Annotated in this window: 26 protein-coding genes and 1 tRNA gene; 18 read left to right on the top strand and 9 right to left on the bottom strand. The window is 30.2% G+C overall.

All coding sequences use genetic code 11. The features are described from left to right. The first annotated feature begins 99 nt into the window (after positions 1-99). Together ACP15M_RS08845 and ACP15M_RS08840 are read left to right on the top strand one after the other, a co-directional pair. Positions 100-175 (top strand) — tRNA-Phe (locus tag ACP15M_RS08845). Positions 176-266: 91 nt separating this feature from the next. Next, positions 267-737: a nucleoside deaminase gene (locus tag ACP15M_RS08840; protein WP_425076833.1), complete on the top strand. Its 471-nt coding sequence runs from the start codon at positions 267-269 to the stop codon at positions 735-737. A 332-nt stretch (positions 738-1,069) separates the two neighbouring features. Here ACP15M_RS08840 and ACP15M_RS08835 read toward each other — a convergent pair whose 3' ends face one another. Then, on the bottom strand, positions 1,070-2,638 hold the full coding sequence (locus ACP15M_RS08835; protein WP_425076832.1) for a tail fiber domain-containing protein: 1,569 nt from the start codon (positions 2,636-2,638) through the stop codon (positions 1,070-1,072). A gap of 3 nt (positions 2,639-2,641) precedes the next feature. Further along, entirely contained in the window at positions 2,642-3,130 is a 489-nt protein-coding gene (locus ACP15M_RS08830) for a T9SS type A sorting domain-containing protein (RefSeq protein WP_425076831.1), read from the bottom strand. A 240-nt stretch (positions 3,131-3,370) separates the two neighbouring features. Here ACP15M_RS08830 and ACP15M_RS08825 point away from each other — a divergent pair, with 240 nt between their 5' ends. The 6 genes from ACP15M_RS08825 to ACP15M_RS08800 all read left to right on the top strand — a co-directional run bounded on the left by ACP15M_RS08825 (position 3,371) and on the right by ACP15M_RS08800 (position 9,331). After that, complete coding sequence (locus ACP15M_RS08825; RefSeq protein WP_425076830.1) at positions 3,371-4,390, top strand: hypothetical protein; 1,020 nt, start codon at positions 3,371-3,373, stop codon at positions 4,388-4,390. 62 nt (positions 4,391-4,452) lie between these two features. Then, positions 4,453-4,788 carry a DUF3291 domain-containing protein gene (locus tag ACP15M_RS08820; protein ID WP_425076829.1) on the top strand — a complete coding sequence of 112 codons (336 nt, stop codon included), beginning with the start codon at positions 4,453-4,455 and terminating at the stop codon, positions 4,786-4,788. Positions 4,789-4,907: 119 nt separating this feature from the next. Continuing rightward, complete coding sequence (locus tag ACP15M_RS08815; RefSeq protein WP_425076828.1) at positions 4,908-5,453, top strand: dihydrofolate reductase family protein; 546 nt, start codon at positions 4,908-4,910, stop codon at positions 5,451-5,453. Between the two features lie 72 nt (positions 5,454-5,525). After that, a complete protein-coding gene (locus tag ACP15M_RS08810) occupies positions 5,526-6,722 on the top strand; it encodes a histidine kinase (protein ID WP_425076827.1) in 1,197 nt (398 codons plus the stop codon). Further along, positions 6,723-8,567: a sensor histidine kinase gene (locus ACP15M_RS08805; RefSeq protein ID WP_425076826.1), complete on the top strand. Its 1,845-nt coding sequence runs from the start codon at positions 6,723-6,725 to the stop codon at positions 8,565-8,567. Between the two features lie 5 nt (positions 8,568-8,572). Next, on the top strand, positions 8,573-9,331 hold the full coding sequence (locus ACP15M_RS08800) for a LytR/AlgR family response regulator transcription factor (RefSeq protein WP_425076825.1): 759 nt from the start codon (positions 8,573-8,575) through the stop codon (positions 9,329-9,331). A 155-nt stretch (positions 9,332-9,486) separates the two neighbouring features. Here ACP15M_RS08800 and ACP15M_RS08795 read toward each other — a convergent pair whose 3' ends face one another. From ACP15M_RS08795 to ACP15M_RS08770, 6 genes are read right to left on the bottom strand one after another with little or no spacing between them, the layout of a single operon-like run. Further along, the gene (locus ACP15M_RS08795; RefSeq protein WP_425076824.1) at positions 9,487-10,197 is read right to left on the bottom strand and encodes a LytR/AlgR family response regulator transcription factor; all 711 of its coding nucleotides are present in this window, start codon (positions 10,195-10,197) and stop codon (positions 9,487-9,489) included. Next, the gene (locus tag ACP15M_RS08790; RefSeq protein ID WP_425076823.1) at positions 10,194-11,300 is read right to left on the bottom strand and encodes a sensor histidine kinase; all 1,107 of its coding nucleotides are present in this window, start codon (positions 11,298-11,300) and stop codon (positions 10,194-10,196) included. Before ACP15M_RS08790 ends, ACP15M_RS08795 begins: the two co-directional genes overlap by 4 nt. 4 nt (positions 11,301-11,304) lie before the next feature. Then, positions 11,305-11,967, bottom strand: a complete 663-nt coding sequence (locus ACP15M_RS08785; protein WP_425076822.1) for a CPBP family intramembrane glutamic endopeptidase — start codon at positions 11,965-11,967, stop codon at positions 11,305-11,307. Between the two features lie 6 nt (positions 11,968-11,973). After that, positions 11,974-12,651, bottom strand: coding sequence for a hypothetical protein (locus ACP15M_RS08780; protein WP_425076821.1), 678 nt, complete (start codon positions 12,649-12,651; stop codon positions 11,974-11,976). A gap of 3 nt (positions 12,652-12,654) precedes the next feature. Further along, complete coding sequence (locus tag ACP15M_RS08775) at positions 12,655-13,413, bottom strand: hypothetical protein (RefSeq protein ID WP_425076820.1); 759 nt, start codon at positions 13,411-13,413, stop codon at positions 12,655-12,657. Positions 13,414-13,418: 5 nt separating this feature from the next. Continuing rightward, the gene (locus ACP15M_RS08770) at positions 13,419-14,234 is read right to left on the bottom strand and encodes an ATP-binding cassette domain-containing protein (protein ID WP_425076819.1); all 816 of its coding nucleotides are present in this window, start codon (positions 14,232-14,234) and stop codon (positions 13,419-13,421) included. Positions 14,235-14,704: 470 nt separating this feature from the next. Here ACP15M_RS08770 and ACP15M_RS08765 point away from each other — a divergent pair, with 470 nt between their 5' ends. The 10 genes from ACP15M_RS08765 to ACP15M_RS08720 all read left to right on the top strand — a co-directional run bounded on the left by ACP15M_RS08765 (position 14,705) and on the right by ACP15M_RS08720 (position 22,250). Beyond that, positions 14,705-14,875, top strand: a complete 171-nt coding sequence (locus ACP15M_RS08765) for a hypothetical protein (protein ID WP_425076818.1) — start codon at positions 14,705-14,707, stop codon at positions 14,873-14,875. Positions 14,876-14,982: 107 nt separating this feature from the next. Continuing rightward, positions 14,983-15,318: an arsenosugar biosynthesis-associated peroxidase-like protein gene (locus ACP15M_RS08760; RefSeq protein ID WP_425076817.1), complete on the top strand. Its 336-nt coding sequence runs from the start codon at positions 14,983-14,985 to the stop codon at positions 15,316-15,318. Positions 15,319-15,436: 118 nt separating this feature from the next. Further along, entirely contained in the window at positions 15,437-16,501 is a 1,065-nt protein-coding gene (gene arsS / locus ACP15M_RS08755; RefSeq protein WP_425076816.1) for an arsenosugar biosynthesis radical SAM (seleno)protein ArsS, read from the top strand. Position 16,502: 1 nt separating this feature from the next. Then, positions 16,503-16,997 carry a rhodanese-like domain-containing protein gene (locus ACP15M_RS08750; protein WP_425076815.1) on the top strand — a complete coding sequence of 165 codons (495 nt, stop codon included), beginning with the start codon at positions 16,503-16,505 and terminating at the stop codon, positions 16,995-16,997. Continuing rightward, complete coding sequence (locus tag ACP15M_RS08745) at positions 16,990-17,619, top strand: TIGR04282 family arsenosugar biosynthesis glycosyltransferase (RefSeq protein ID WP_425076814.1); 630 nt, start codon at positions 16,990-16,992, stop codon at positions 17,617-17,619. The genes ACP15M_RS08750 and ACP15M_RS08745 overlap by 8 nt, the downstream gene beginning before the upstream one ends. After that, positions 17,612-18,424 (top strand): purine-nucleoside phosphorylase, encoded by an 813-nt coding sequence (locus ACP15M_RS08740; RefSeq protein ID WP_425076813.1) that lies wholly within the window; start codon positions 17,612-17,614, stop codon positions 18,422-18,424. The genes ACP15M_RS08745 and ACP15M_RS08740 overlap by 8 nt, the downstream gene beginning before the upstream one ends. Before the next feature lie 76 nt (positions 18,425-18,500). Continuing rightward, positions 18,501-19,469, top strand: coding sequence for an arsenosugar biosynthesis arsenite methyltransferase ArsM (gene arsM, locus ACP15M_RS08735; protein WP_425076812.1), 969 nt, complete (start codon positions 18,501-18,503; stop codon positions 19,467-19,469). A gap of 47 nt (positions 19,470-19,516) precedes the next feature. Then, entirely contained in the window at positions 19,517-20,401 is an 885-nt protein-coding gene (locus ACP15M_RS08730) for a sterol desaturase family protein (protein WP_425076811.1), read from the top strand. Beyond that, positions 20,402-21,361 (top strand): DUF547 domain-containing protein, encoded by a 960-nt coding sequence (locus ACP15M_RS08725; protein WP_425076810.1) that lies wholly within the window; start codon positions 20,402-20,404, stop codon positions 21,359-21,361. 100 nt (positions 21,362-21,461) lie between these two features. Next, complete coding sequence (locus ACP15M_RS08720; RefSeq protein WP_425076809.1) at positions 21,462-22,250, top strand: TIGR04283 family arsenosugar biosynthesis glycosyltransferase; 789 nt, start codon at positions 21,462-21,464, stop codon at positions 22,248-22,250. Here ACP15M_RS08720 and ACP15M_RS08715 read toward each other — a convergent pair. After that, a complete protein-coding gene (locus ACP15M_RS08715) occupies positions 22,247-22,978 on the bottom strand; it encodes a metallophosphoesterase family protein (RefSeq protein ID WP_425076808.1) in 732 nt (243 codons plus the stop codon). The two genes, ACP15M_RS08720 and ACP15M_RS08715, sit on opposite strands and share 4 nt — an antisense overlap. Between the last annotated feature and the right edge of the window lie 18 nt (positions 22,979-22,996).

Here is a 22,996-nt window from a genome sequence, read left to right as displayed (position 1 = left end):
AGTTATTCTTTTAATACATAGAAAAGCTGTAAATTTTTAAAATTTCTTTTTGGTAATACTAAAAATGCATATATATTTGCACTCTCGTTTAAAACGACTGGTGCCTTAGCTCAGTTGGTAGAGCAAAGGACTGAAAATCCTTGTGTCCCTGGTTCGATTCCTGGAGGCACCACCACTAAAAGCCCGATTCTAATTGAATCGGGTTTTTTGGTTTAAGAATTAAATTAAAAAATTAACTTATACTTTTTAAATAATCGCGTTAAATTATGTGCAAAGATAAATTTATGAAAGAAGCTGTAAATGCTGCTCTAAAAGGAATGAATAACAACGAAGGTGGACCATTTGGATGTGTGATTGTTAAAGACGGAAAAATTGTAGGCAGAGGAAACAACAAAGTCACATCAACAAATGATCCAACTGCTCATGCTGAAGTTACAGCTATTAGAGATGCATGCAAAAACCTCAACTCATTTCAATTAGATGGCTGTGAAGTTTACACCTCTTGTGAACCTTGCCCAATGTGTTTAGGTGCCATTTATTGGGCTAGACCTGATAAAGTTTATTATGGAAGCAATCAAGTTGATGCTGCTAATATTGGCTTTGATGATGAGTTTATCTATAAAGAAATTCCGCTTCCTTATTCTGAAAGAAGTATTCCTTTTGAGCAATTGGCTCGAGATATTGCTTTAAAGCCATTTCAAGAATGGACAAAAAAAGAGGATAAAATTGATTATTAAACCATTTTATATCCTCAATTCTTAAATTTTATGCAATTCTTACCTAATAAGGTTCTCAACCAAAGCAGAGATATTTCATATTTTAGTCTATATAACTATTAAATAGTCTCATGCAAAAAACATATTATGACTCAACTTATTGTTACAAAAATCAACTCTATACTTTATCATTTTTCATTTTTTTATAGTATGGTTAATGATCTTACTTTCTTTTCTTGTAAAAGAACCTATTGTGAATAATAAGTAGATTCAAAACTACCCATAATCAATATTCTTAATAAGAAATATGAATAAAGAATGTATTACTAACCTATATTTCATTCTTTCGTAAATTATTTGTTTCCTAGATTTTCTTCTAAAACAGCCAAGCGTTTTGCAAAAGTCTGCATTATCTTATCTTGCTTATTTATAATAACTTGTTGCTCTTGTATGGCTTTAATAAGTACAGGAATCAATTCTGTGTAACTTACACCATACTTATCTTGTTTTTTATCATATGTTACTATACTCTCTATAACTTCATTTACTTCTTGAGCAATTAGACCTAATGATTTGTGTTTTTGAATTTTATTTTTCCAAAAATACTCTGTTGGACGCAACATAAGAATTTCGTTTAAACCAAAAGAAATATCTTGAATATCTTCTTTTAAGCGTCTATCGGAAGCATAAACAATGGTTCCACCTACTCTAACATTTCCACCTTCATTTTGTAAAAATAAATCTGATGCCAATCCACCATTTCTAGCTTGAATTTCATCACCATCCATAGCTAAATTATGCTCTAATTCATTTCCCAAAACAACTACACCTGTTGCTATTTCTAAACTAACATCATTATTTGTTGTAATGTGTAACGGCGCATTAGGTGTGGTTGTGCCAATACCTACTTTAGCATCAAAACCTAATATATGATTATCAAATTCACCATAAATTAACGGTATACTAGTTACTGACCCTGAAGCAGCATTATCAATAATAAGTGTATTATTGGCATTATGAAAATCTGATTGGCTTCCTGCGCTTGAACCTATAAAAATATTGTTAGTTCCTAAATTATTTAATCCAGCAAAAACTCCGATGGCAATATTTCTAGTACCATTAATATTATGATACAAAGCTCCATTTCCTAAAGCAATATTTCTAGTGCCATCAATATTATTATGCAGAGCATTAAATCCTATTGCTAAATTATTTCCTCTATAACCAATGGCATTACTAGTTTCTAAATTTGATAAACTTCCAACACCCATTGCAATGTTAGCATTACTTCCAGTATTTTTCTTTAAAGTATTAGTTCCTATACCAATATTTGTATTTGTATCAGCACTAAGACTTAAAGATTCACTTCCTAAAGCTATGTTATTATAACCATTAATATTACTTTTTAAAGCTTCGTTCCCTATACCAATATTATTATTGTCACTAAAATCATCATCCTGTCCTACATTATCACCAATATAAATTGAACCTCCTGTTCCTTTAGGTGTAACACCATTTTTATGGGCTTGCCATTTTCCTATTGCATAAGCATAAGGAACACCCAAAAATTGAGTTGTACCAACCTCTACACCATTAAGCCATACATTTAAATAATGTGTATCTTCAGCCCAACTTACCAAATCGTAAGGTATAGCTGATGGTGTCCCTTGCCCAATTACAATTGAAAAAACACCATTAGCATCTGTCATAACATTATGTAATTCTCCATAAGCAATTGTACCATTGGGCACTCCTTTTCTAATTAAGATTTCTAAATCTATACTCTCGCTAACCATTAACTGCCCTTCAGTGTTTCTAGCTACACCTTGATAATTAATTCCTGATTGAGCGTATAACAAGCTACTTGACAACACAACTATTAGTGTTGTTATAATTCTTAGTATTGGTAAAACTAAATTCATAATTTATTGTTTTAAGATTTTTAAAGTTTTATTATAATTTGATTTGATTTCAGTTATTTTTAAAAAATAAACTCCTGTTTGCACATTAGAAACATTTAACAACTTAACCTGGTCATGAGACCAAAATGCTGTAGAAAAAACTTGCTTCCCTAAGCTATCAAACAATTGAGCTAAATATTTTTTTGTGTGATTAGTGTTGAACTTAATTTGAATAAAATCTGCTACAGGATTAGGATACACATTGACCTCTTTTAACAAAGAAGCACTTAAAGACAAGGTCTCATCGTTAACTAAGTTTGCCCAAAAACCTTGATTAATTACACTGCCATTTTCTACCTTACCAACAATTACTTCTCCAACTGTAAAGTTTGTAGTGTACATATTGTTTGCAAACTCTAAACCTGAGCTACCTATGACCTGTTTTGAAACAGTCTGTGCTTTAATACAAATTGTCGTAAATAGGAATACGACACAAGTAATTTTAAACTTCATACTTTATTATTTTAATTCACATCAAAACTAAAGACTTAGATAAGTGATATGCTTCAATATTTGATTATTGGTTGGTTTGAATTGATGTATGGTGTCTTTGAATCAAAAAATTAAAACATCATCAAGACTTAATAACTTAAAAACCATTAATCAATTACAAAATACCATTCGTCAATTCTTATAAAATCGTTCTGCTTCACATGTCTAGGTTTGCCTTACCAAATTTTAAAACAAATTATCATGACGTATTTAAAAACAAATCAAAAGTTTAACTTCAAAAAACTACAGTTAAATCATTTAAGAACCTTGTGCTATTTTACATTTTTAGCAGTTATTTTAACTAGCTGTAGTAGTGATGACGACAGCACTACTACTAATTCAGATCCTGAAACAGAATACATACAACCTACAGTTGTGCTCACAAATGGTGAAGAAGGTATTTTTGATGCCGTTTTAGGAAGTCCGACTTTAGGCACTCTAAATCATCAAATTAATGCAGTAGCAGAAGATGGCTTTGATACACTAACAATCTACAAAGTGTTTGATGGCAATACAACTGAATATGAAACTATAGACACTAATCATCCTAATTACATTAGCAATAGTAATGAGTTTACATATGAATTAAATTACATTTTAAATAGCGAAAATGAAGTGGAAACCGAACTCTACTTTCAAGCAGTTATCACAGACGTAAATGGTAATAGCGCTTCGTTGAATTTTGCTGAAGTAAATGTTAGAAGACCTATGACTAAAAGCCAAGTTACTGTTCAAACTGTAAATCCACCAAATGGAAATATTACCATTCCTTACTATCTACATGTAAATAGCACAAGTCATGTAAGTGCAGTAAATCATGATACTGCTGTAGATGTTAATTTAGATCAAGACATTTTTGCAATCTTTAGTGTAAACGAATCTGGTTTCTATTTAGGTTCGCCAAATATCATTGCAGAAGCCGTTTTAACCAATGGTATGCAAAATAAAGCTACTACAACATTTAAAGAACCTGTTTTTAGCCCAAGTGAATCTCTTATTACCAGCACATATAATATTTTTGATGTTTACGAAATAGAGCAGGCTTATACTTACACCCCATTTACAGAGGCTAATGAACAAAAAGCAGAACAAATAGATATTGTAGGAAGCTTATTCTACTTTAAAACAGACGATGGCAGAACTGGTGTTTTACAAACAAAAAGTTTTGATTTTGATGGACAAAATGCTTCACTCACTTTAGACATTTTTATTACTCAATAATTAATTATTACGATTGCATCTTTTGGTATAAAAGATGCAATCGTAATAAAAACACGCAAACTATGGTAGTTGCAATTTCATCAATAAAACTAAAATCAATATTTCACTTTTTTCAATTATCACACTATGCTCTATTTACAACCTTACAACTTAAGAAAACCAACTGTATAAAATTTAAAAAACGAGGATTCTGGACAACACACTATACAATAACCATGTGGCGCAATGAAGAAGATATGAAATCGTTTTCTACTTCTGGCGCACATCTTAAAGCTATAAAGAGCAGTAGTAAAATTGCTAAAGAAATACGTACAACTGTTATATATAGTAATGAAATTCCTAATTGGTCTGAAGCAAAAGATTTATTAAAAAAAGGAAAAAAACACAACCTCAATTAAATAAACAATACTTTTATTCTAAAGTTGAAAATACATATCTTATTAAGAAGCTTTTAAAGCTGAAGATTATTTTTCAATTTTTGATAGAGAATTTTTTAGAATTATTAAAAAGTAATAAAATGAAAAAAGTAATATATTATGTTGCAAGTTCTTTAGATGGTTATATTGCTGGTTTAAATGATGATGTAAGTAAGTTTATTTTTCAAGGAAAAGGAATAGAAAAATATCAAACCGACCTTTTAAAATTCAAAACAGTTATTATGGGACGTAAAACATATGAGTTCGGATATCAATACGGTCTTAAACCTGGACAACCAGCATACCAACACATGAATCATCATATTTTCTCTAACACACTTAAGATTGATAATCTTTCAAAACAGGTTAAAATAGAAACCATTGACATTGAAAAAGTAAATGAAATAAAAAACAACTCTGAAACAGACATCTATTTATGTGGAGGAGGACAATTTGCTGGATGGTTACTTGATAATGGGCTGATTGATCAATTAATATTAAAACTAAATCCTATCATATTAGGTGAAGGGGTTTCTTTATTTGGAAAATCAAAAACCATTAATACTTTCGATTTAATTAATAAAGAATCTTATGACGAAGGTCTAATAACACTTACATATAATCTAAAAAAACAAAACGCCAATTAATCATAAAGGTTTTAAACGTTAAAAACCATTAACTTAATAAACATAAAATTTATTATTTTTAAATTAAACTCAATGACCCAGCTAAATAAGAAGCCTATTTTAACTGTAGAACAATTTGAAAATCTTTTAGTTTATTTCTCTAATTCGTTTATTGGAAAAGAAAATGAAGATGATATTCTTTGGGACTTAGCGAAGAACTGTATCTCAAAATTAGGCTTGGTAGATTGTGTTATTTATGTATTAGATAAACAGAAGAATGTTCTTGTTCAAAAAGCGGCTTATGGTCCAAAAAATCCTAAAGATAAAAACATTCATAATCCTGTTGACATAAAACTTGGTGAAGGCATAACTGGATCTGTGGCAAAAACTGGAAATCCCGAAATTATTTCAGACACCTCTAAAGACAACAGATATATTATAGATGATGAGCAAAGGTTATCTGAAATATGCGTTCCAATTGCATATGAAGATATTATTTATGGTGTCATTGATTGTGAACATCCTGAGAAAAATTTTTTCACCAATCAACACTTAAAGATGTTCTCTGCTATTGCTTCTATTTGTGCTGTGAAAATTAAAAGTATAAGAGCTAACAACGCATTAATAAAAAAACAGCAGAAATTTCTTCAAATAAAAGAAGAGATGTTAGCTTTAAAATTACAAGCATTAAAATCACAACTAAACCCTCATTTTGTATTTAATGCTATAAATGCTATACAATACTTTATCACCGAAGGAAACAAAAAATCATCTTTAGAATATTTATCAATTTTTAGTAAGCTCATTAGATTTTACTTAAAATATCTTGAAGAAGATTTAGTTTACTTAAAAGATGAAGTAAATATGCTTAACTGGTATCTTAAACTGCAAGAACTACGTTATAGCAATAGATTTAAATACACTATCAATATTGATAACAGCTCTGAATTAGAAAACACAAAAATTCCAGCATTCGTTATTCAAACTTTATTTGAAAACATTATTGAATACGCTATCATAAATCAACACAATAATCAATCATTAAATGCTAATTTTAAAGTTAACAATAACAATGTAATTTTAACTATAGAGCATAAATATGACGCCATTCTTGAAAGTGAGATTCAATATTCACCAGAATACAGAACTCAAATCACAAAATGGCAAGACCAAATACAATTACTCAATACAATTAAAAATTACAATATTGAAAAACATATTACTTTAATTAAAGACAACTCGTTATTAAAAGGCACTCTTATCACTTTAAAATTACCTAATCTAAATTAAATGCGTCTGTTAATAAAATCTATCACAGTATTCATTATAACATTATTCAGTATTTTTTTTAATACTTATGCGCAACAAGCTACACCTTATACAGGTAATCATATAGATTTTACAGTATTCAAAACCAACGACACTACTTTAGGCATCAATGATGTTTTAAATAACCCAAACAATTTTAAAAGTCCAAATAGCTTTAAAGAAAAAACAAATGCAGATGACATTTATTGGATTAAGCTAAATCTTAAAAATCTAAATAACCAGAACAAAAATCACTTTTTTTTAAAGTTCAATTCGTTTGACTACGGACAGTTATTTTTTTTAGACAATCAAGTTAGCTCAAAAAACATAGGCCTTTTTGACAAGAACTCAATACGTAAAAAAATTCGATATAATAATTATTATTCTGAAGCTAAATTAGCTTCAGAATTAATTCTAGATCACGATTTTTTATACTTAAAAGTCAAACGAGTTACCTTTAATGAACCTATAAGTAATTGGAAGTTCAAAAGCGCTTCATCTTCTTTCAGCAGAACCTTTTCTCAAAATGATTTAACCCAATTAATGCCGTATTACATTTTTACTGGCATTTGCATTTTAGCTTGGTTTTGGAGCCTCTCATTTTTCTTTATGATTAAGAAGCCCGAATTCTTCTATTATTCGCTATATATTATTACGCTGTTTTTTTATTCCTGCGGATATAAATTAGGCATCTACCAATTTCTTTTTAAAGACAATTACACTTTACTGTTCTGGTGCTCTCAAAGCATTGTTTATTTAGCTAATTTGGCTTATGTTTTTTACATCATGAGCTATTTACAAACCAAAAGTAATTACCCAGTATTTCACAACATATTAAAGATTGTAATTAGTTCTAACATACTAATTATTATAGCCTTATTTATATTTGGCATTAGTCAAAATTTTAAAGGGTTAATTTTTATAAACACCTATTTATTTAACTTTTACTACATAACAACCATACCTTTACTTTTATATCTCATTTATATTGCAAAAAATCGTCTTGCATATTTTGTTGCATTTGCAACATTATCATTATGTATATCTGCATTAGCACATATTCTTTTTGTACAACCTGAAGATGGATTATTTCTAGATAGTCTCTATTTTATTATTATAGGCTGCGCAACAGAAATTATAATTTTTGCATTTGGATTAAATTATAAAGCACGCACCAATATTTTAGAAAAATTTAAACTAAAAAACGAAGCATCTATTAATAAAAATCAAGCTTTACGAGCTCAAATTAATCCTCATTTTATATTTAATTCGTTAAGCGCTATACAGCATTTAATAACCACAGACAACAAAATATCTACTTTAAAATATTTATCAAAATTTAGTCGCCTTATCAGAAACGTTTTAGAAAATTCAATAAAAACTAATGTTGTTATTTCTGATGAGATAAAACTTTTAACAGATTATCTCGAACTAGAGTCTTTACGCTTTGATGGTGTTTTTAATTATAAAATTACTGTAGATCAAAAAATAGATACAGATTTAATTGAAATTCCGTTTATGATTTTACAACCTTTTGTTGAAAACGCTATAATTCATGGACTATTACCAAAACTTACTGAACCAAAAAACATTGATATTATATTTACAAAACAAAATGATTTTTTGATATGTAAAGTAGACGACAATGGCATAGGTAGAGAAGCTTCTAATCATAAAAAGCCTATACAATCTAGAGGTTTAGAGGTTACAAAGCAAAGGTTAGAGAATTTAAATACTAAAATTAATACTCTTGAAATTATAGATAAAAAAGACTCTAACCAAAATCCTTTAGGAACGACCGTTATTATAAAAATTCAATTAAAATAAAAATTATGAGCTTAAGAGCAGTTATAGTTGAAGATGAAAGACATAGTAGAGAAACCTTAAAAAATCTTTTAGAAGAGTTTTGTGTAGACATTACTGTTATAGGCACTGCTGCTAATGTAAATGACGCTATTAAGACTATTAAAGAATTAAAACCAGATGTTGTTTTTCTAGACATTGAATTACAAACAGGCACTGGATTTGATGTTCTTAGTCAAGTATCACATCTTAATTTTGAAGTCATCTTCACAACAGCTTTTGAACAATATGCCATTAAAGCTGTTAAATTTAGTTCTCTTGATTACCTTTTAAAACCTATAGATTTAGACGAATTACAACTTGCAGTTAATAAAGCTCAAACCAAAAAAAACCAAGCTGTTTACAAAAAACAATTAGAAACTTTGATGCTTAATTTAAAATTGCAAAAACCTAAATTGAATAAAATTTGTTTGGCAACATCTGATGGATTTGAATTTATTGAAATTAATGATATCATTTACTGCAAAGCCGAAGGTTCTTATACCATTTTCAAGCTTAAAAATTCTGAAAAACTACTCGTTAGTAAAAACTTAAAAGAATACGAAAACTTACTTTTAGAGCAAGGTTTTATGCGTGTACACAATAGTTTTCTTATTAATTTAAAAGAAGTAAAAAAATATATGAAAGCCGATGGTGGCTATATTATTATGAATAATAATGACACTGTTAGCATTTCTAGATCTAGAAAACTAGATTTCTTAAAAGTAATGTCTACTCTAGCAAACTAATACAGTACATTTTCTTTATTTGTAATCAGCTTCCATTAATATAGTTGCCCCATTTTTTTTGAAGACTTCCTATTTAAAAAGAATGGTCAGTCGTAAAAAAACAAGAAAAGAAAAACAGCATAACACAGTATTTTTAACACACTCTCAAACAGACACTATTTTATCTTTAATTTTTGCATCAAATTTTCTTTGTATTTGCTTCCAATAGGTAATTTAATAGCATCTCCTATTTGAACTGTGTTTCCGTAAATAGATGTTATCGTTTCTTGAGGTACAATATAAGATCGATGTATTCTTGTAAATATTTTTTCTGGCAATATGGTTTCTAACAACTTTAAATGCATACTTACCAGTAAAGGTTTGTCTTTAGAAACAATATAACTATATTCTTGTTCTGCTTTTATATATATAATATCTGAAAAAATAATTTTTAAAAGCTTGCCTTCGTACTTAACAAAAAAGTAATTGTGCTCTTTTTCACGTGTTTTTAATGCTTCGTTTTTAGTTAAAAACTTGGCATTTGCTTTTTCTACTGCTTGAAAAAAACGACTGTATGAAATTGGCTTTAACAAGTAATCTACAACATTTAATTCAAAGCCTTTTAAAGCATATTCACTATACGCAGTCGTGAAAATAACCAAAGGCGGATTTTGTAATGATTGAAGAAACTCAACACCTGATATAACTGGCATTTGTATATCTAAAAACAATACATCTATATCATGTTTTAGAAGCGACTCATAGGCTTCTTCAGCATTTATACATATGTCAATAACGGTCCAGTTTGGAACTTTATCTATAAAGGTTTGAATGATTTCTCGTGCAAGAGGCTCATCATCTACAATTAAAGCATTTATGGTTTTCATTTTAAATCAAGTTTAAGATAAGCTTTATAAATAGAATTCTTAATGTCTACTTTATAAACATAGGTGTCTATAAAATACAAGTCTAATCGTTTCTTTAAATTACTCAAACCCAATCCTCCTGAATCGTTTTTTGTTTTATGATTGCCAAAAGTATTGCTAATACTAAACTCTAGTGTATGATCTTGTATCATTAAATGCATTTTTATAGTAGTATCTTTTTTATCGACGTTGTACTTAAAGGCATTTTCTATTAGAGGAATAAACAATAAAGGTGGTAACTTTTTATCGCTCTCTTCTGCATTAGTTACAAACACTACTTTAGTATAATTTAAACGCAGCTTTTCAAGTTCAATATAGTTTTTTATTAATTCAATTTCTTCTAATAATACAAGATGCTTTTTGTTGGCATTTTCTAATGAATAACGCATAAAATCTGAAAGTCGCGTTACCGTTTCTGCTGATGCTTCTGTACGTTTATGAAGTATTAAACCATATAAGTTATTTAAGGTATTAAATAAAAAATGAGGATTAACCTGAGCTTTTAAAAAATTAAGCTCTAATTGTGCGTTCTCTTTTTCTAAATGAAGGTTTTTAATATAAAACTCATAATAACCTAAACTGCTTTTTATGGAGATGGGAAGTATAAGACTTGAAAACAGACTAAAAAACAACCCAATATTAGAAGCCTTATATAATATATTATCGATAAGCCCTTTTTGAAGAACGCTTAGGTGTGCAGGATTTTTATCTTCTGCGATAATACGACAACTGTCACAAAAATGAAACATCATTTTCTCGCCTAAAGCCTCAATAAAAACATATAAAAAAATGAGTGTTGAAACATAAAGAATAAGAATATGCCATTGCTTTGTTTTCAGAAACCGAGGAATTAAAACATACATTAACGGATAAAAAACCACTACTAAACCAATTGTATTTTTTATTGGCTCTAAATAACTTACAGGTGTATCTTTATATACGCTGTATGAATTTTTTATAAAAAAATACGAACTAACACTTACTAAAAACCAAAACAATACATGTATTAGTATTCTAATAGTTAGAGACGAATTTTTCTTTTTAATAAAATAATCTAAAGTCATAAAATTAGATATAACCTAAATATAGTGATGTTATTACAATTGTATTATAAAAGCCATGGCAAAATATAGCATACCATAAATTTCTTTTATAAAATAAAAATAGCCCTAAATAACCTGCTCCAACCAAAAACGCATTAATTGTATCTGCTGCTCCCAATTGCAAATGATATAACGCAAAAATTAAAGCCGTAATTAAAAAACAAATAACCGTTTTAAATCTTCCATTTATAATGTTTTCTAAACGTGTAAATATGAATCCATGAAAAACTATTTCTTCATAAACTCCGCCTACAAGCCAACTCGAAATTAAAATAAACACAAAATAAGCAACATCTTTACTTCTAATACTGTTGTATAGTTCTACATCTACAGGCTTAAATTCTACAAAAATTTCTATTATCGGAAAGAAAACAAACTGCATAAAGAGGAATATTAGTATTGCAGATAACAACCCAACCAATAATGGTTTAATTCCAATGTCTTTTAGACTAAACCCAATATCTTTAAAAGACGCTTTGTCTCTTTTTAAATACCACCAAACAAATGCAATTATCGGAACTGTATAATCAAAAGGAAAAAAATTCAAAAATCCAGTATGAGGTAATATAGTAACAAATGTAATGGCAAAAATAACAGTCGATATTGTTTTGATATTTACAACGTTCATCTCGTTTTATTTTAATATGTTTTTAAAAACACCTTTAGACAACACAACTACAACACTATCGCTTAAACGATGTTTTAGAGATTGAAAATGAATTTCTTGCATTCTAGCAATTGACTTATCTCTCATGGTCATATCTAAAGAATCTGCTGTATTGGTGGTTACAAACTCTATCTGACTATTATTTTTCATATCAACTTCAAGTAAATTAATGTTGCAATCACTTATTTCTGTATATGAATTCCCTTTTAATACAAGTTTTAAATCTTGGTTGGAAAAACCAGAAACTCGATTATGAGTATCAGCTATTTCAATACTTGATAATTTATTTTTCCCAACAATAATACCTGGTGGTGTGTTAGAGTTAAAACGTTGTTGCATAGAAATATTTGAGCCTGTAAATTCAATAAACAATGTATCATTCTTTACAATACTCTTAAAATGGCTTAATCGAGAACGCAATACTTTAATATCGTTTGTTTTTTGATACCTTACTTCAATTGGATAACCATTACTTCCCGAAATATCTAACACAGAGTAAGCTTCAGCTGCTACAGACACATAATTTTTATGCGGATTTGTTAAATCAATTTTCTGATACTCTTTTTTTAGATTAACGTTTGTTAAGATCATTCCAGCAACTACAACGATACTCAAGCCTATTAAAAACAGATTACTTTTTTTCATATTCTAAATTTCTTTTTCTTTTAACTTTAACCATACTGCAAACCAAATTGAAATAGGCAACACAACATTAACAAATACCCAACTTGGTACGTCTGCTTTTTCTGTAAGTAATACTTTTATATTTTCACCTTGATGAGAAAATAAAAAGCTATCAAATGCTACACTAGAAATGAGAGTTGTTTCTGGAATAAGAAACTCTAGAATTGTTGTATTGATGTAATTAAACAAGATCAAAAACAAAACTCCTGTCAATAAGGTCTTAATAAAGCTATGTGTATTAAAAACAACACTACCTAATAAAATGAAACCATTAAACAATAAATACAAAAAGAAAAATTGATAAAAATTGTCTTTAAACGGATTTAGTATGGCTTGTAAATCCTGACTACTTATTAGCATTAAATACAAGATGTCTGCTATATAAAACAAAGCAATGTATACAAGTAGAAAAAACAATGTAGACATTATAATACTACTCACTACTTTCTCAGAATGCTTTGCAGGAATACTCAATAACCACATGCCACTTTGAGGGCTTGAAAACTCATGAAACATAGCATTAGAAAAAACACCTCCTCCTAGAAATAAACCGATTACAAAAACGCCATTTTGAACAGCTCCCGAAAAACTATCTTGCCATTGATGCACTATTAAAAAAAGAAACAACAATAATGCAAGTAGAACCAAAAGACCAATACCATAAATTTTAAAACTCTCTTTAAATTGCCTTTTAATTAATAATGTAATTACTGAAATACTCATAACAATTAATTTAATTTATTAGCCAATACTGCGTTAAACAATAATTCGATATCTACATATCCAGACATGTTCGTTGTATTTTTTTTGATTGATGCATAGCCATTGCTAACCTTCTCTTGATAAAGAATAGTGGCATCGTCTTTTGATGAATCAGACAATTCAAATTGTAATTGCTTTGCAATTTGCTCCTTATCATTATTTAAAAGAATTTTTCCGCCATTCATGATGATTATAGCATCAATTAATTCATCTAAATCTCTTACTTGATGAGAGGTTATAATTACGATACGATCTTCTTTAAAAGAATCTTTTATCATATTTCTAAATGTAATCTTCGAAGGAATATCTAAACCATTCGTAGGTTCATCCATAATTAAGACTTTGGTATTAGCAGATAGAGCAAAACCAATTAATACTTTCTTTTTTTGCCCTAGAGACAATTGTGTGGTTCTTTTACTTTTTTCAATCTTAAACTCGTTTAAATATGTATTAAACTGATTGACATCAAAATTGGGGTAAAAATCTTGATAAAGATTTACCAATTCTTGAATCTCTAAACTTGGAAGATAATACTCTTCTGGAACGAAAAACAACTCCTTTAAAAAACCCACTTGTCGCTTTTTAGGACTAAAGCCAAAAACTTCGCAAACACCTTCAGTAGGAAAAAGCATTCCTGTAATATTCTTTATAAGTGTCGATTTCCCAGCGCCATTTTTTCCTAAAAGCCCATATATTTTCCCTGAGGCAAAACTTAAATCAAGCTTGTTAAATATTTGCACCTTTTTAGAGTAACTATATCCTAAGTTATTGATATTTATCATGACTAAAACTTCTATTATTATTTACAATGCTAAACTAGAAGTAATGTTAGAATCAATAAAAAAGAATCAATAAAACAGGTTGTTTTTTTAATAAAGCTGCAAAAATGACCAACGTAATCATATCTGTAAACCAATGAAATACAAATAATCAGGAGTAGATTAATAATTCTAGATAGAAAAAATGATTATTAAACATTAAGCTATTTATAAATAACTATTTTTATAAAAATGCTCCCAAATACGTGCTTGAACACACACGCTTACTATTATGCACAAAAGATTACTTTTAAATTTTAATCATAAACAAAATGACCATAAAAGACTATTCAGATACACACATGCGCAAAATGTTTAGCTTCTGGAGGCACCACCACTAAAAGCCCGATTCTAATTGAATCGGGTTTTTTGGTTTAAGAATTAACTTATACTTTTTAAATAATTGCGTTAAATTATATGCAAAAGATAAATTTATGAAAGAAGCTGTAGATGCTGCTAATATTGGCTTTGATGATGAGTTTATCTATAAAGAAATTCCGCTTCCTTATTCTAAAAGAAGTATTTCTTTTGAGCAATTAGCTCGAGATATTGCTTTAAAGCCATTTCAAGAATGGACAAAAAAAGAAGACAAAATTGATTATTAAACCATTTTATATACTCAATTCTTAAATTTTATGTAATTCTTACCTAAGGTTCTCGACCAAAGCAGAGATATTTCATATTTTAGTCCGTATAACTATTAAATAATCTCATGCAAAAAACATATTATAACCCTTCCGATCTTAAAAAATTTGGAAAAATCACTGAATGGAGTGAAGAATTAGGTCAAAAATTTTTTGAATACTACGGAAAAGTATTTGAAGAAGGCGCACTTACAGCTCGTGAAAAATCTTTAATTGCATTAGCTGTAGCACATACCGAACAATGCCCTTATTGCATTGACGCTTACTCTCAAGACGGACTTCAACGTGGCATTACTAAAGAAGAAATGATGGAAGCCATTCATGTTGGTGCCGCAATTAAAAGTGGAGCGACTTTAGTTCATGGTGTTCAAATGATGAATAAGATTAACAAATTAGATGGTTAATATTTTGGCGTTACCTAAAGGTCAGGCTTTCGGCAGTCGCTCTCTTTGAGGAGCTTCAACAAAGCCTCAATCCTTAACGCAAATCACAACAAATAGAAACCTAAGTCTTAAAACAAATATGACAAAATTAAAAACCCAATCTTTACATAAAAAAGGAAGCGATTTAGCACATAGCAATAGGCAATTAGAAATTTTGTCAAATGGTATTTTTCAAAATGGAACCTTACCAACCTTTAAAGCTAAAATAGCCGAAACCAGTCAGTTTCCATTAAAAGCTAAAACACTAGAAATTTTACAAATTAATGTTGGTTATATGTGCAATCAAGTTTGCACACATTGTCATGTTGATGCAGGTCCTGACCGAAAAGAAATCATGACCAAAGAAACCATGCAACAATGTTTAAATGTGATTAAAACTTCTGGTGCACATACTTTAGATTTAACTGGAGGAGCTCCAGAAATGAACCCAAATTTTAGATGGTTTGTCGAGGAAGCTTCAAAAATTGGCATCAAAGATTTTATTGTACGCTCTAACCTAACCATTATAAGAGCTAATAAAAAATACAATGACTTACCAGAGTTTTTTAAAAAATATAATGTTCATGTGGTAAGTTCAATGCCACATTGGACCAAAGGAAAAACAGATAAGCAACGAGGTGATGGTGTGTTTAATAAATCTATCAAAGCTTTACAAGAATTAAACGCTGTTGGTTATGGCATGCCAAATAGTAAGCTCAAATTAGATTTGGTTTATAATCCTTCAGGCGCTTTTTTACCTGGAGATCAAATGGCAATGGAAAAAGATTTTAAAAAGGCTTTAATTGAAGAGTTTGGAGTTCAGTTCCATAATCTGTTTGCCATTACAAACCTTCCTATTTCTCGTTTTTTAGATTACTTGATTGCGTCTGAAAATTATGAAGATTACATGTATCAATTGGTTGAAGCTTATAATCCAGCTGCAGTGTCAAACGTTATGTGTACAAATACCTTATCGGTAAGTTGGGATGGCTATCTTTACGACTGTGATTTTAATCAAATGCTAGAACTGCCTGTAAACAATAAAATAAAACATATTTCAGAGTTTAATGAAACCTTATTAGAAGGTCGAAACATTGTCATTTCTCAACATTGCTTCGGATGCACAGCTGGTGCAGGAAGCAGCTGTCAAGGTACTGTAGCATAATATGAAAACATTATTTTTTTACATGGCACTCTTGTTTTCAGTCATAGGAAATTCTCAAGAAACACTTTCAGAATTACTTAAAAAATATAATACTGAAGAGGTTTCTTATACTTGGGTTGAAGACATACAAGTAACGTCTTCAGAAATTATATTTCTCGATGCTAGAGAATTAGAAGAATACAATGTAAGTCATCTTAAAAATGCCATACATATTGGGTATAAAGATTTCAATTTAGAACAAGTTGAAAAACAAGTTCCAAATAAAAACCAAAACATTATTGTGTATTGCTCACTTGGTATTCGCTCTGAAACCATTGCACAAAAATTAATTGACGTAGGTTATACAAATGTCGAAAACTTATTCGGCGGAATTTTTGAGTGGAAGAATAATAATTTCAAAGTATACAACCTTCAGCAAAAAGAAACTGATAGCGTCCATGTATATTCTAAAAAATGGAGTAAATGGCTAAAAAAAGGAATTAAAGTATATGAGTAAAGATTTAGTTATTGTTTTTGTCAAGAACATCAAATTAGGCAAAGTAAAAACCAGACTTGCAAAAACTATTGGCAATCAGGCTGCATTTGAAGTTTATAAAGAACTTGTAACCATTACTGAATTAGCAACTAAAGCGCTTGACGTTCCTTTGCATATTTATTTTTCAGATAAAGTCATTGACACAAAATGGGAAACTGCTTATAAAACTGTTCAAAAAGGAAGTGATTTAGGCGAACGCATGAAAAATGCTTTCACAAATGGATTCAAAAAAGGCTTCGAACGCATCGTTTTAATTGGTTCTGATTTACCAGATATTAATGCAACTCATATTCAAAATGGTCTAAATGCCTTAAATCATTCTGAAGTTGTTTTCGGTCCAGCAGAAGATGGTGGTTATTATCTTGTTGGTATGAGCAAAATGAATCCTCAAATTTTTGAAAACAAACCTTGGAGTCAATCAAACTTACTAGAAAAAACCTTACACGAGCTAGATCAACTTAATCTTTCTGTTAGTATTTTAGATATGCTTAACGACATCGATACTTATGAAGATTTAATAGCTTCAGATTTTTATAAAAACAATGTAGAATTACAAGAAAAAACTAAACAATTACATGATTAAATTTATTTCAGAAACTGCCAATTACTTAGTTGATAAAGGGTTTGAAAATCCCGAAATTGGAGTCATTTTAGGAACAGGTCTAGGGCAACTCACAAATCACATTGATATTATCAGTGAAGTGAGTTATAATCACATTCCTAACTTTCCAACAGCTACAGTCGAGTTTCATAAAGGAAAATTAATTTACGGACTCCTATCTGGCAAGAAAGTCGTTGTTATGCAAGGTCGCTTTCATCTATATGAAGGTTATTCGCTACAAGATGTTACATTTCCTGTTAGAATTATGGAAAAATTAGGCATAAAAACACTTTTAGTTTCTAATGCTGCTGGAGCTATCAACTTAAATTTTAAAAAAGGCGAACTTATGCTAATTGACGATCATATTAATCTTCAAGGCAGTTCTCCGTTGGCTTTTAAAGGTGTTGAAACTTTGGGTGAACGTTTTACTGATATGAGTGCACCTTACAACTTAGAAATCAACTCAAAGTTTAAAAGCATTGCAGATAAAAACAATATTAAACTACACGAAGGTGTGTATGCAAGTGTTGTTGGTCCTCAACTTGAAACTAGAGCAGAATACAGAATGCTAAAAATAATTGGTGCAGATGCTGTTGGTATGAGTACTGTCCCAGAAATTATAGTTGCTAATCATTTAAATATGAAAGCTGCTGCAATATCTGTATTAACAGACGAATGTGATCCAAACAATTTAAAACCTGTCGATATTTCAGAAATCATTGCAATGGCAAGCAAAGCTGAGCCGAATATGATTGTATTATTTAAAGAATTAATTAAAAGTATTTAATGTAAAGTAAAGAATCACTTTACACTTTACACTTTACACTTCATACTTTACACTTTTTACTAAATACTAATAAAACATGAGTTACTTAGAAGCAACAAACACCTTATACAAAGAAGCAGCACTAACACCAGATGTTGGCTTATGTTGCACAACTAATCCGATTTGGGAATTACCAGGATTAAAAATCCCGAGAATCATGCAAGAAATGAACTATGGTTGTGGCAGCACAGTTCATGCACGTGATTTGACCAATAACCCAAAAATGCTTTATGTTGGTGTTGGAGTTGGAATGGAATTACTTCAATTTTCATATTTCAACCGACAAAAAGGTGGAGTGATTGGCGTCGATGTCCTTGACGAAATGCTAGAAGCTTCGCGTAAAAACTTCAAAGAAGCCGAAGCTCAAAACGATTGGTTTAAATCGGAATTTATAGAGCTTAAAAAAGGTGATGCTATGCAACTTCCTGTCGAAGATAATAGTATAGATGTGGCTGCTCAAAACTGCTTGTTCAATATTTTTAAAGCCGATGATTTAAAAAAAGCAATTGCCGAAATGTATCGCGTGTTAAAACCTCATGGTCGATTAGTCATGAGTGATCCCACTTGTGAACAACCCATGAATGATGAGCTAAGAAATGATGACAGGCTAAGAGCTTTGTGTTTAAGCGGAAGCTTACCTATTGCTGAATATGTAAAAATGCTAACTGATGCTGGTTTTGGAACTATTGAAATTAGAGCACGTAAACCTTACAGAATCTTAGATCCTAAGCATTATCCTACTGAGGAATTAATTTATATTGAGTCTATTGAAGTCGCTGCTATTAAAGATCCTATGCCAAATGATGGACCTTGTATTTTTACAGGTAAGGCTGCCATTTATTATGGAGAAGCAGACTACTTTGATGATAATGCTGGACACGTTCTATTAAAAAATCAGCCCTTAGCCATTTGTGATAAAACTGCTGAAGCTTTGGCTAATTTACAAAGAGATGATATCTTTATAAGTAAATCTACCTTTCACTATGATGGTGGAGGCTGTTGTTAGGCGATAATCGCCATTTTATTTATCTCACTCATTTGTGAAACCTATTTATGGAAAAGTATTTAGAAATTATACAAAACTCCTATTCTGGTTATTGGAATTACCTTAAAAATGAAATTCTAATGCAAACGAATTGGGTGAATTATTTTTATGGACTCATACTTATTTCAATTGCAGTTTGGCTGTTAGAAATTGCTTTCCCTTGGCGAAAAAATCAAGCGTTATTTAGAAAAGACTTTTGGCTTGACACCTTTTACATGTTTTTCAACTTTTTTATTCTGAATCTCATTGTATTTATTGCCTTATCTAATACTGCTGCCGAAATTTTAAATGACATCTTAGGGACAATTGGTCTATCCATTTCTAGCTTTCAATTGTTTGATGTCGATGATTTACCAAAGTGGCTAGGCTTACTCATTTTCTTCTTGGTGAGTGATTTTGTGCAATGGAACACACATCGACTATTACATCGCGTGCCTTTATTATGGAGCTTTCACAAAGTACATCACAGTGTCAAAGAAATGGGCTTTGCTGCGCATTTACGTTACCACTGGATGGAACCTGTCGTTTACAAATCTCTACTCTATATTCCAATTGCTATTATAGGTGGATTTGATGCGCAAGATGTGGCCATCGTTTACTTTATTGCCATAGTGATAGGCCATTTAAATCATGCCAATTTAGGCTGGGATTATGGTGTTTTAAAATACATATTCAATAATCCGAAAATGCACATTTGGCATCATGCAAAAGAACTTCCAAAGCATGTTAGGTTTGGTGTTAATTACGGACTAACTCTAAGTATTTGGGATTACCTTTTTAAAACAAATTATGTTCCGCATAATGGTCGAGACATAGAATTAGGTTTTGAAGGCGATGAAAACTTCCCAAATGATTTTATAAATCAGGAGTTATATCCTTTAAACAAAAAATAAATGCCTCTTAAACCTATTTTATTTTTAGTGGCTGTTTGTTTCGTATTATCCTGCGGAAGCACAAAAAAAGTGGCTAATTCTAAATCTGAAACCGCTTCAAAAACTGAAACATCTAGCTCAACCACCAAGAAGCAAATTAAAACTGAAGATGAAGTTATTGTTGACGTTGATGAAAACACCGAAACCAAAGACAAAACAAAAACTGAAACTAAAGTTTTAGAACTAGAAAAAGAAGAAGTGCCTGAAGACACATTTGAAGATACTGAACCTGAAATGGTAGAAATGGATGTACCTCAACCTAAAGAGCTAACTCTAAAAATGAATCATCACATTTGGAATCAGCTTTTACAAAATCATGTTTCGAGCAATGGTAATGTTAACTATAAAGGATTCACATCTAATAGAGTAAAATTTTATAGATATATAGAACAGCTTCAAAATCATGTTCCAAAAGACACATGGAGTAAAAATGAAAAACTAGCATATTGGATTAATGCTTACAATGCATTTACAGTAGATTTAATCCTTAGAAATTATCCTTTACAAAGCATTAAAGACATTAAAGATCCTTGGGAGCAACGTTTATGGAAAATTGGTGAAAAATGGTACAACTTAAATGACATTGAACATCAAATTCTTAGGAAGATGAACGAACCTCGAATCCATTTTGCTATAGTCTGTGCTTCAGTATCTTGTCCTAAATTACAAAATACTGCCTTTACTGCTTCAGAATTAGAAATGCAACTAACAGAAGTTACGAAAGCATTTTTATCAGATAAATCAAAAAACAACATTTCGGAAAATCATATAGAACTTTCAAAAATTTTTAAATGGTTTAGCAAAGATTTCAAAACAAAAAACAGCAATTTAATTGATTTCTTAAATCAATATTCAGATATTAGAATTTCTAAAAGCACTAAGAAAAATTTTCTAGATTACAATTGGAATTTGAATGAATAACACATGTCATTACAAGTGGTGAAATGACGTAGTCATCTTTTTAACTAACCTGAATTAGATTGCCATAGCTTTTTTCACAAAAGCTTCGCAATGACACTTTATGAAGCAGCAAATCTCTATTATTATTCCCACGCTTAATGAAGCTGAAATTATTGGTCTGCTACTAAATTACCTTATTGAAAATTCAACCTCTAAAAACATTACTGAAATTATAGTTGTTGATGGTGGAAGTATGGATAACACAAAAGAAATTGTTCGTGATTTTGCTGCTTCGAGTGATTCTGAACAAAACAAAGAACCGCATCAAGAAACAACTAAAGTTCTCGATACAAAATTCTCTAAAAAGAATGTTACTCGAACTAACGTTAAACTCATTTCTTCAAAAAAAGGCAGAGCAAAACAAATGAATCTTGGAGCACAAAATGCTAAAGGTGATATTTTATACTTTCTGCATGCCGATTCGTTTCCACCAAAACATTTTGACCAACATATTGTTTATGAAGTTGAAAATGGGAACTTAGCAGGTTGTTTCAGAATGCAATTTGACAGTAATCATTGGTGGCTTAGACTTGCGAGTTGGCTTACCCAATTTTCATGGCGAGCATGTAGAGGAGGTGACCAAAGTCAGTTTATAACCAAACAGCTTTTTGAAGATATTGGTGGTTATGATGAAACCTACATTATCTATGAAGACAACATTTTAATTAACGAGTTATACGCTAGAAAACAATTTACAGTTATTAATAAGAAGATTAAAACTTCAGCAAGACTCTACAAAAAACATGGCATTTGGAAACTACAATATCACTTTTGGACGATTTATGTAAAAAAATGGTTTGGTGCTTCAGCCGAAGACCTATATGCTTACTACAAAAAACACATTAGTTAACTTTTATTTCTTCCTAGTTCATTAGGATATAAATCTGTTAACATATCACTCTGAAAAACTTCTTTTGTATCAACATCTATTGCAGATAATTTCCCTGTAAATGCAGCTCCAGTATCTACGTTCCAAACATTAAGCGCTTGCATAGGTTTATCTTCATAAAAATTAATTGTTGGTGTATGACCAATATAAATCTCTTTGTAATGCTTCAGTTGTTTTGGATATAAATCTGAGTTTTCGGCAACTTTAGCTTTCATGTGTACTACCATATTCCACAAGGTACGATCGTAATAAAAATTCCGAAAATTGTATTCTTTTTCTATGCCTTCTTTAGCAGTAAAACCAGCATGAACAAATAATCTATTAGCCTCATCAATATGATACAAACTCATATCGCTAAAAAAATACAAATGCTGCTTTTTTTCTTCTTCTGTAAATGACGCATAACTTTGAACCGTTTCTTGTCCTCCATGAGCTAACCAAACAGGTTCTGTTGCACCAGTTCTAAGCCAATCTTCACACCATACATCGTGATTCCCTTTTATAAAAACACACTCATTGGTTTTAGAGATGGCTATTAAATACTGAATAACTTGCGCAGATTCGCTCCAACCATCTACATAATCTCCAACAAAAACAAGGATATCATCATGAGTGATTTTTGCTCTTTCAAAAAGTTGAATGAGGCCTTTTAAACCTCCATGTATATCTCCTATTACTAGTGTTCGCATTTTTTATCTATTTATAAT

It is taken from the genome of Psychroserpens sp. S379A (assembly GCF_049800755.1).
Lineage (GTDB): Bacteria > Bacteroidota > Bacteroidia > Flavobacteriales > Flavobacteriaceae > Psychroserpens.
The sequence above is the reverse complement of the archived record's forward strand: the minus strand, read 5'-3'. Positions and strand labels throughout refer to the sequence as shown.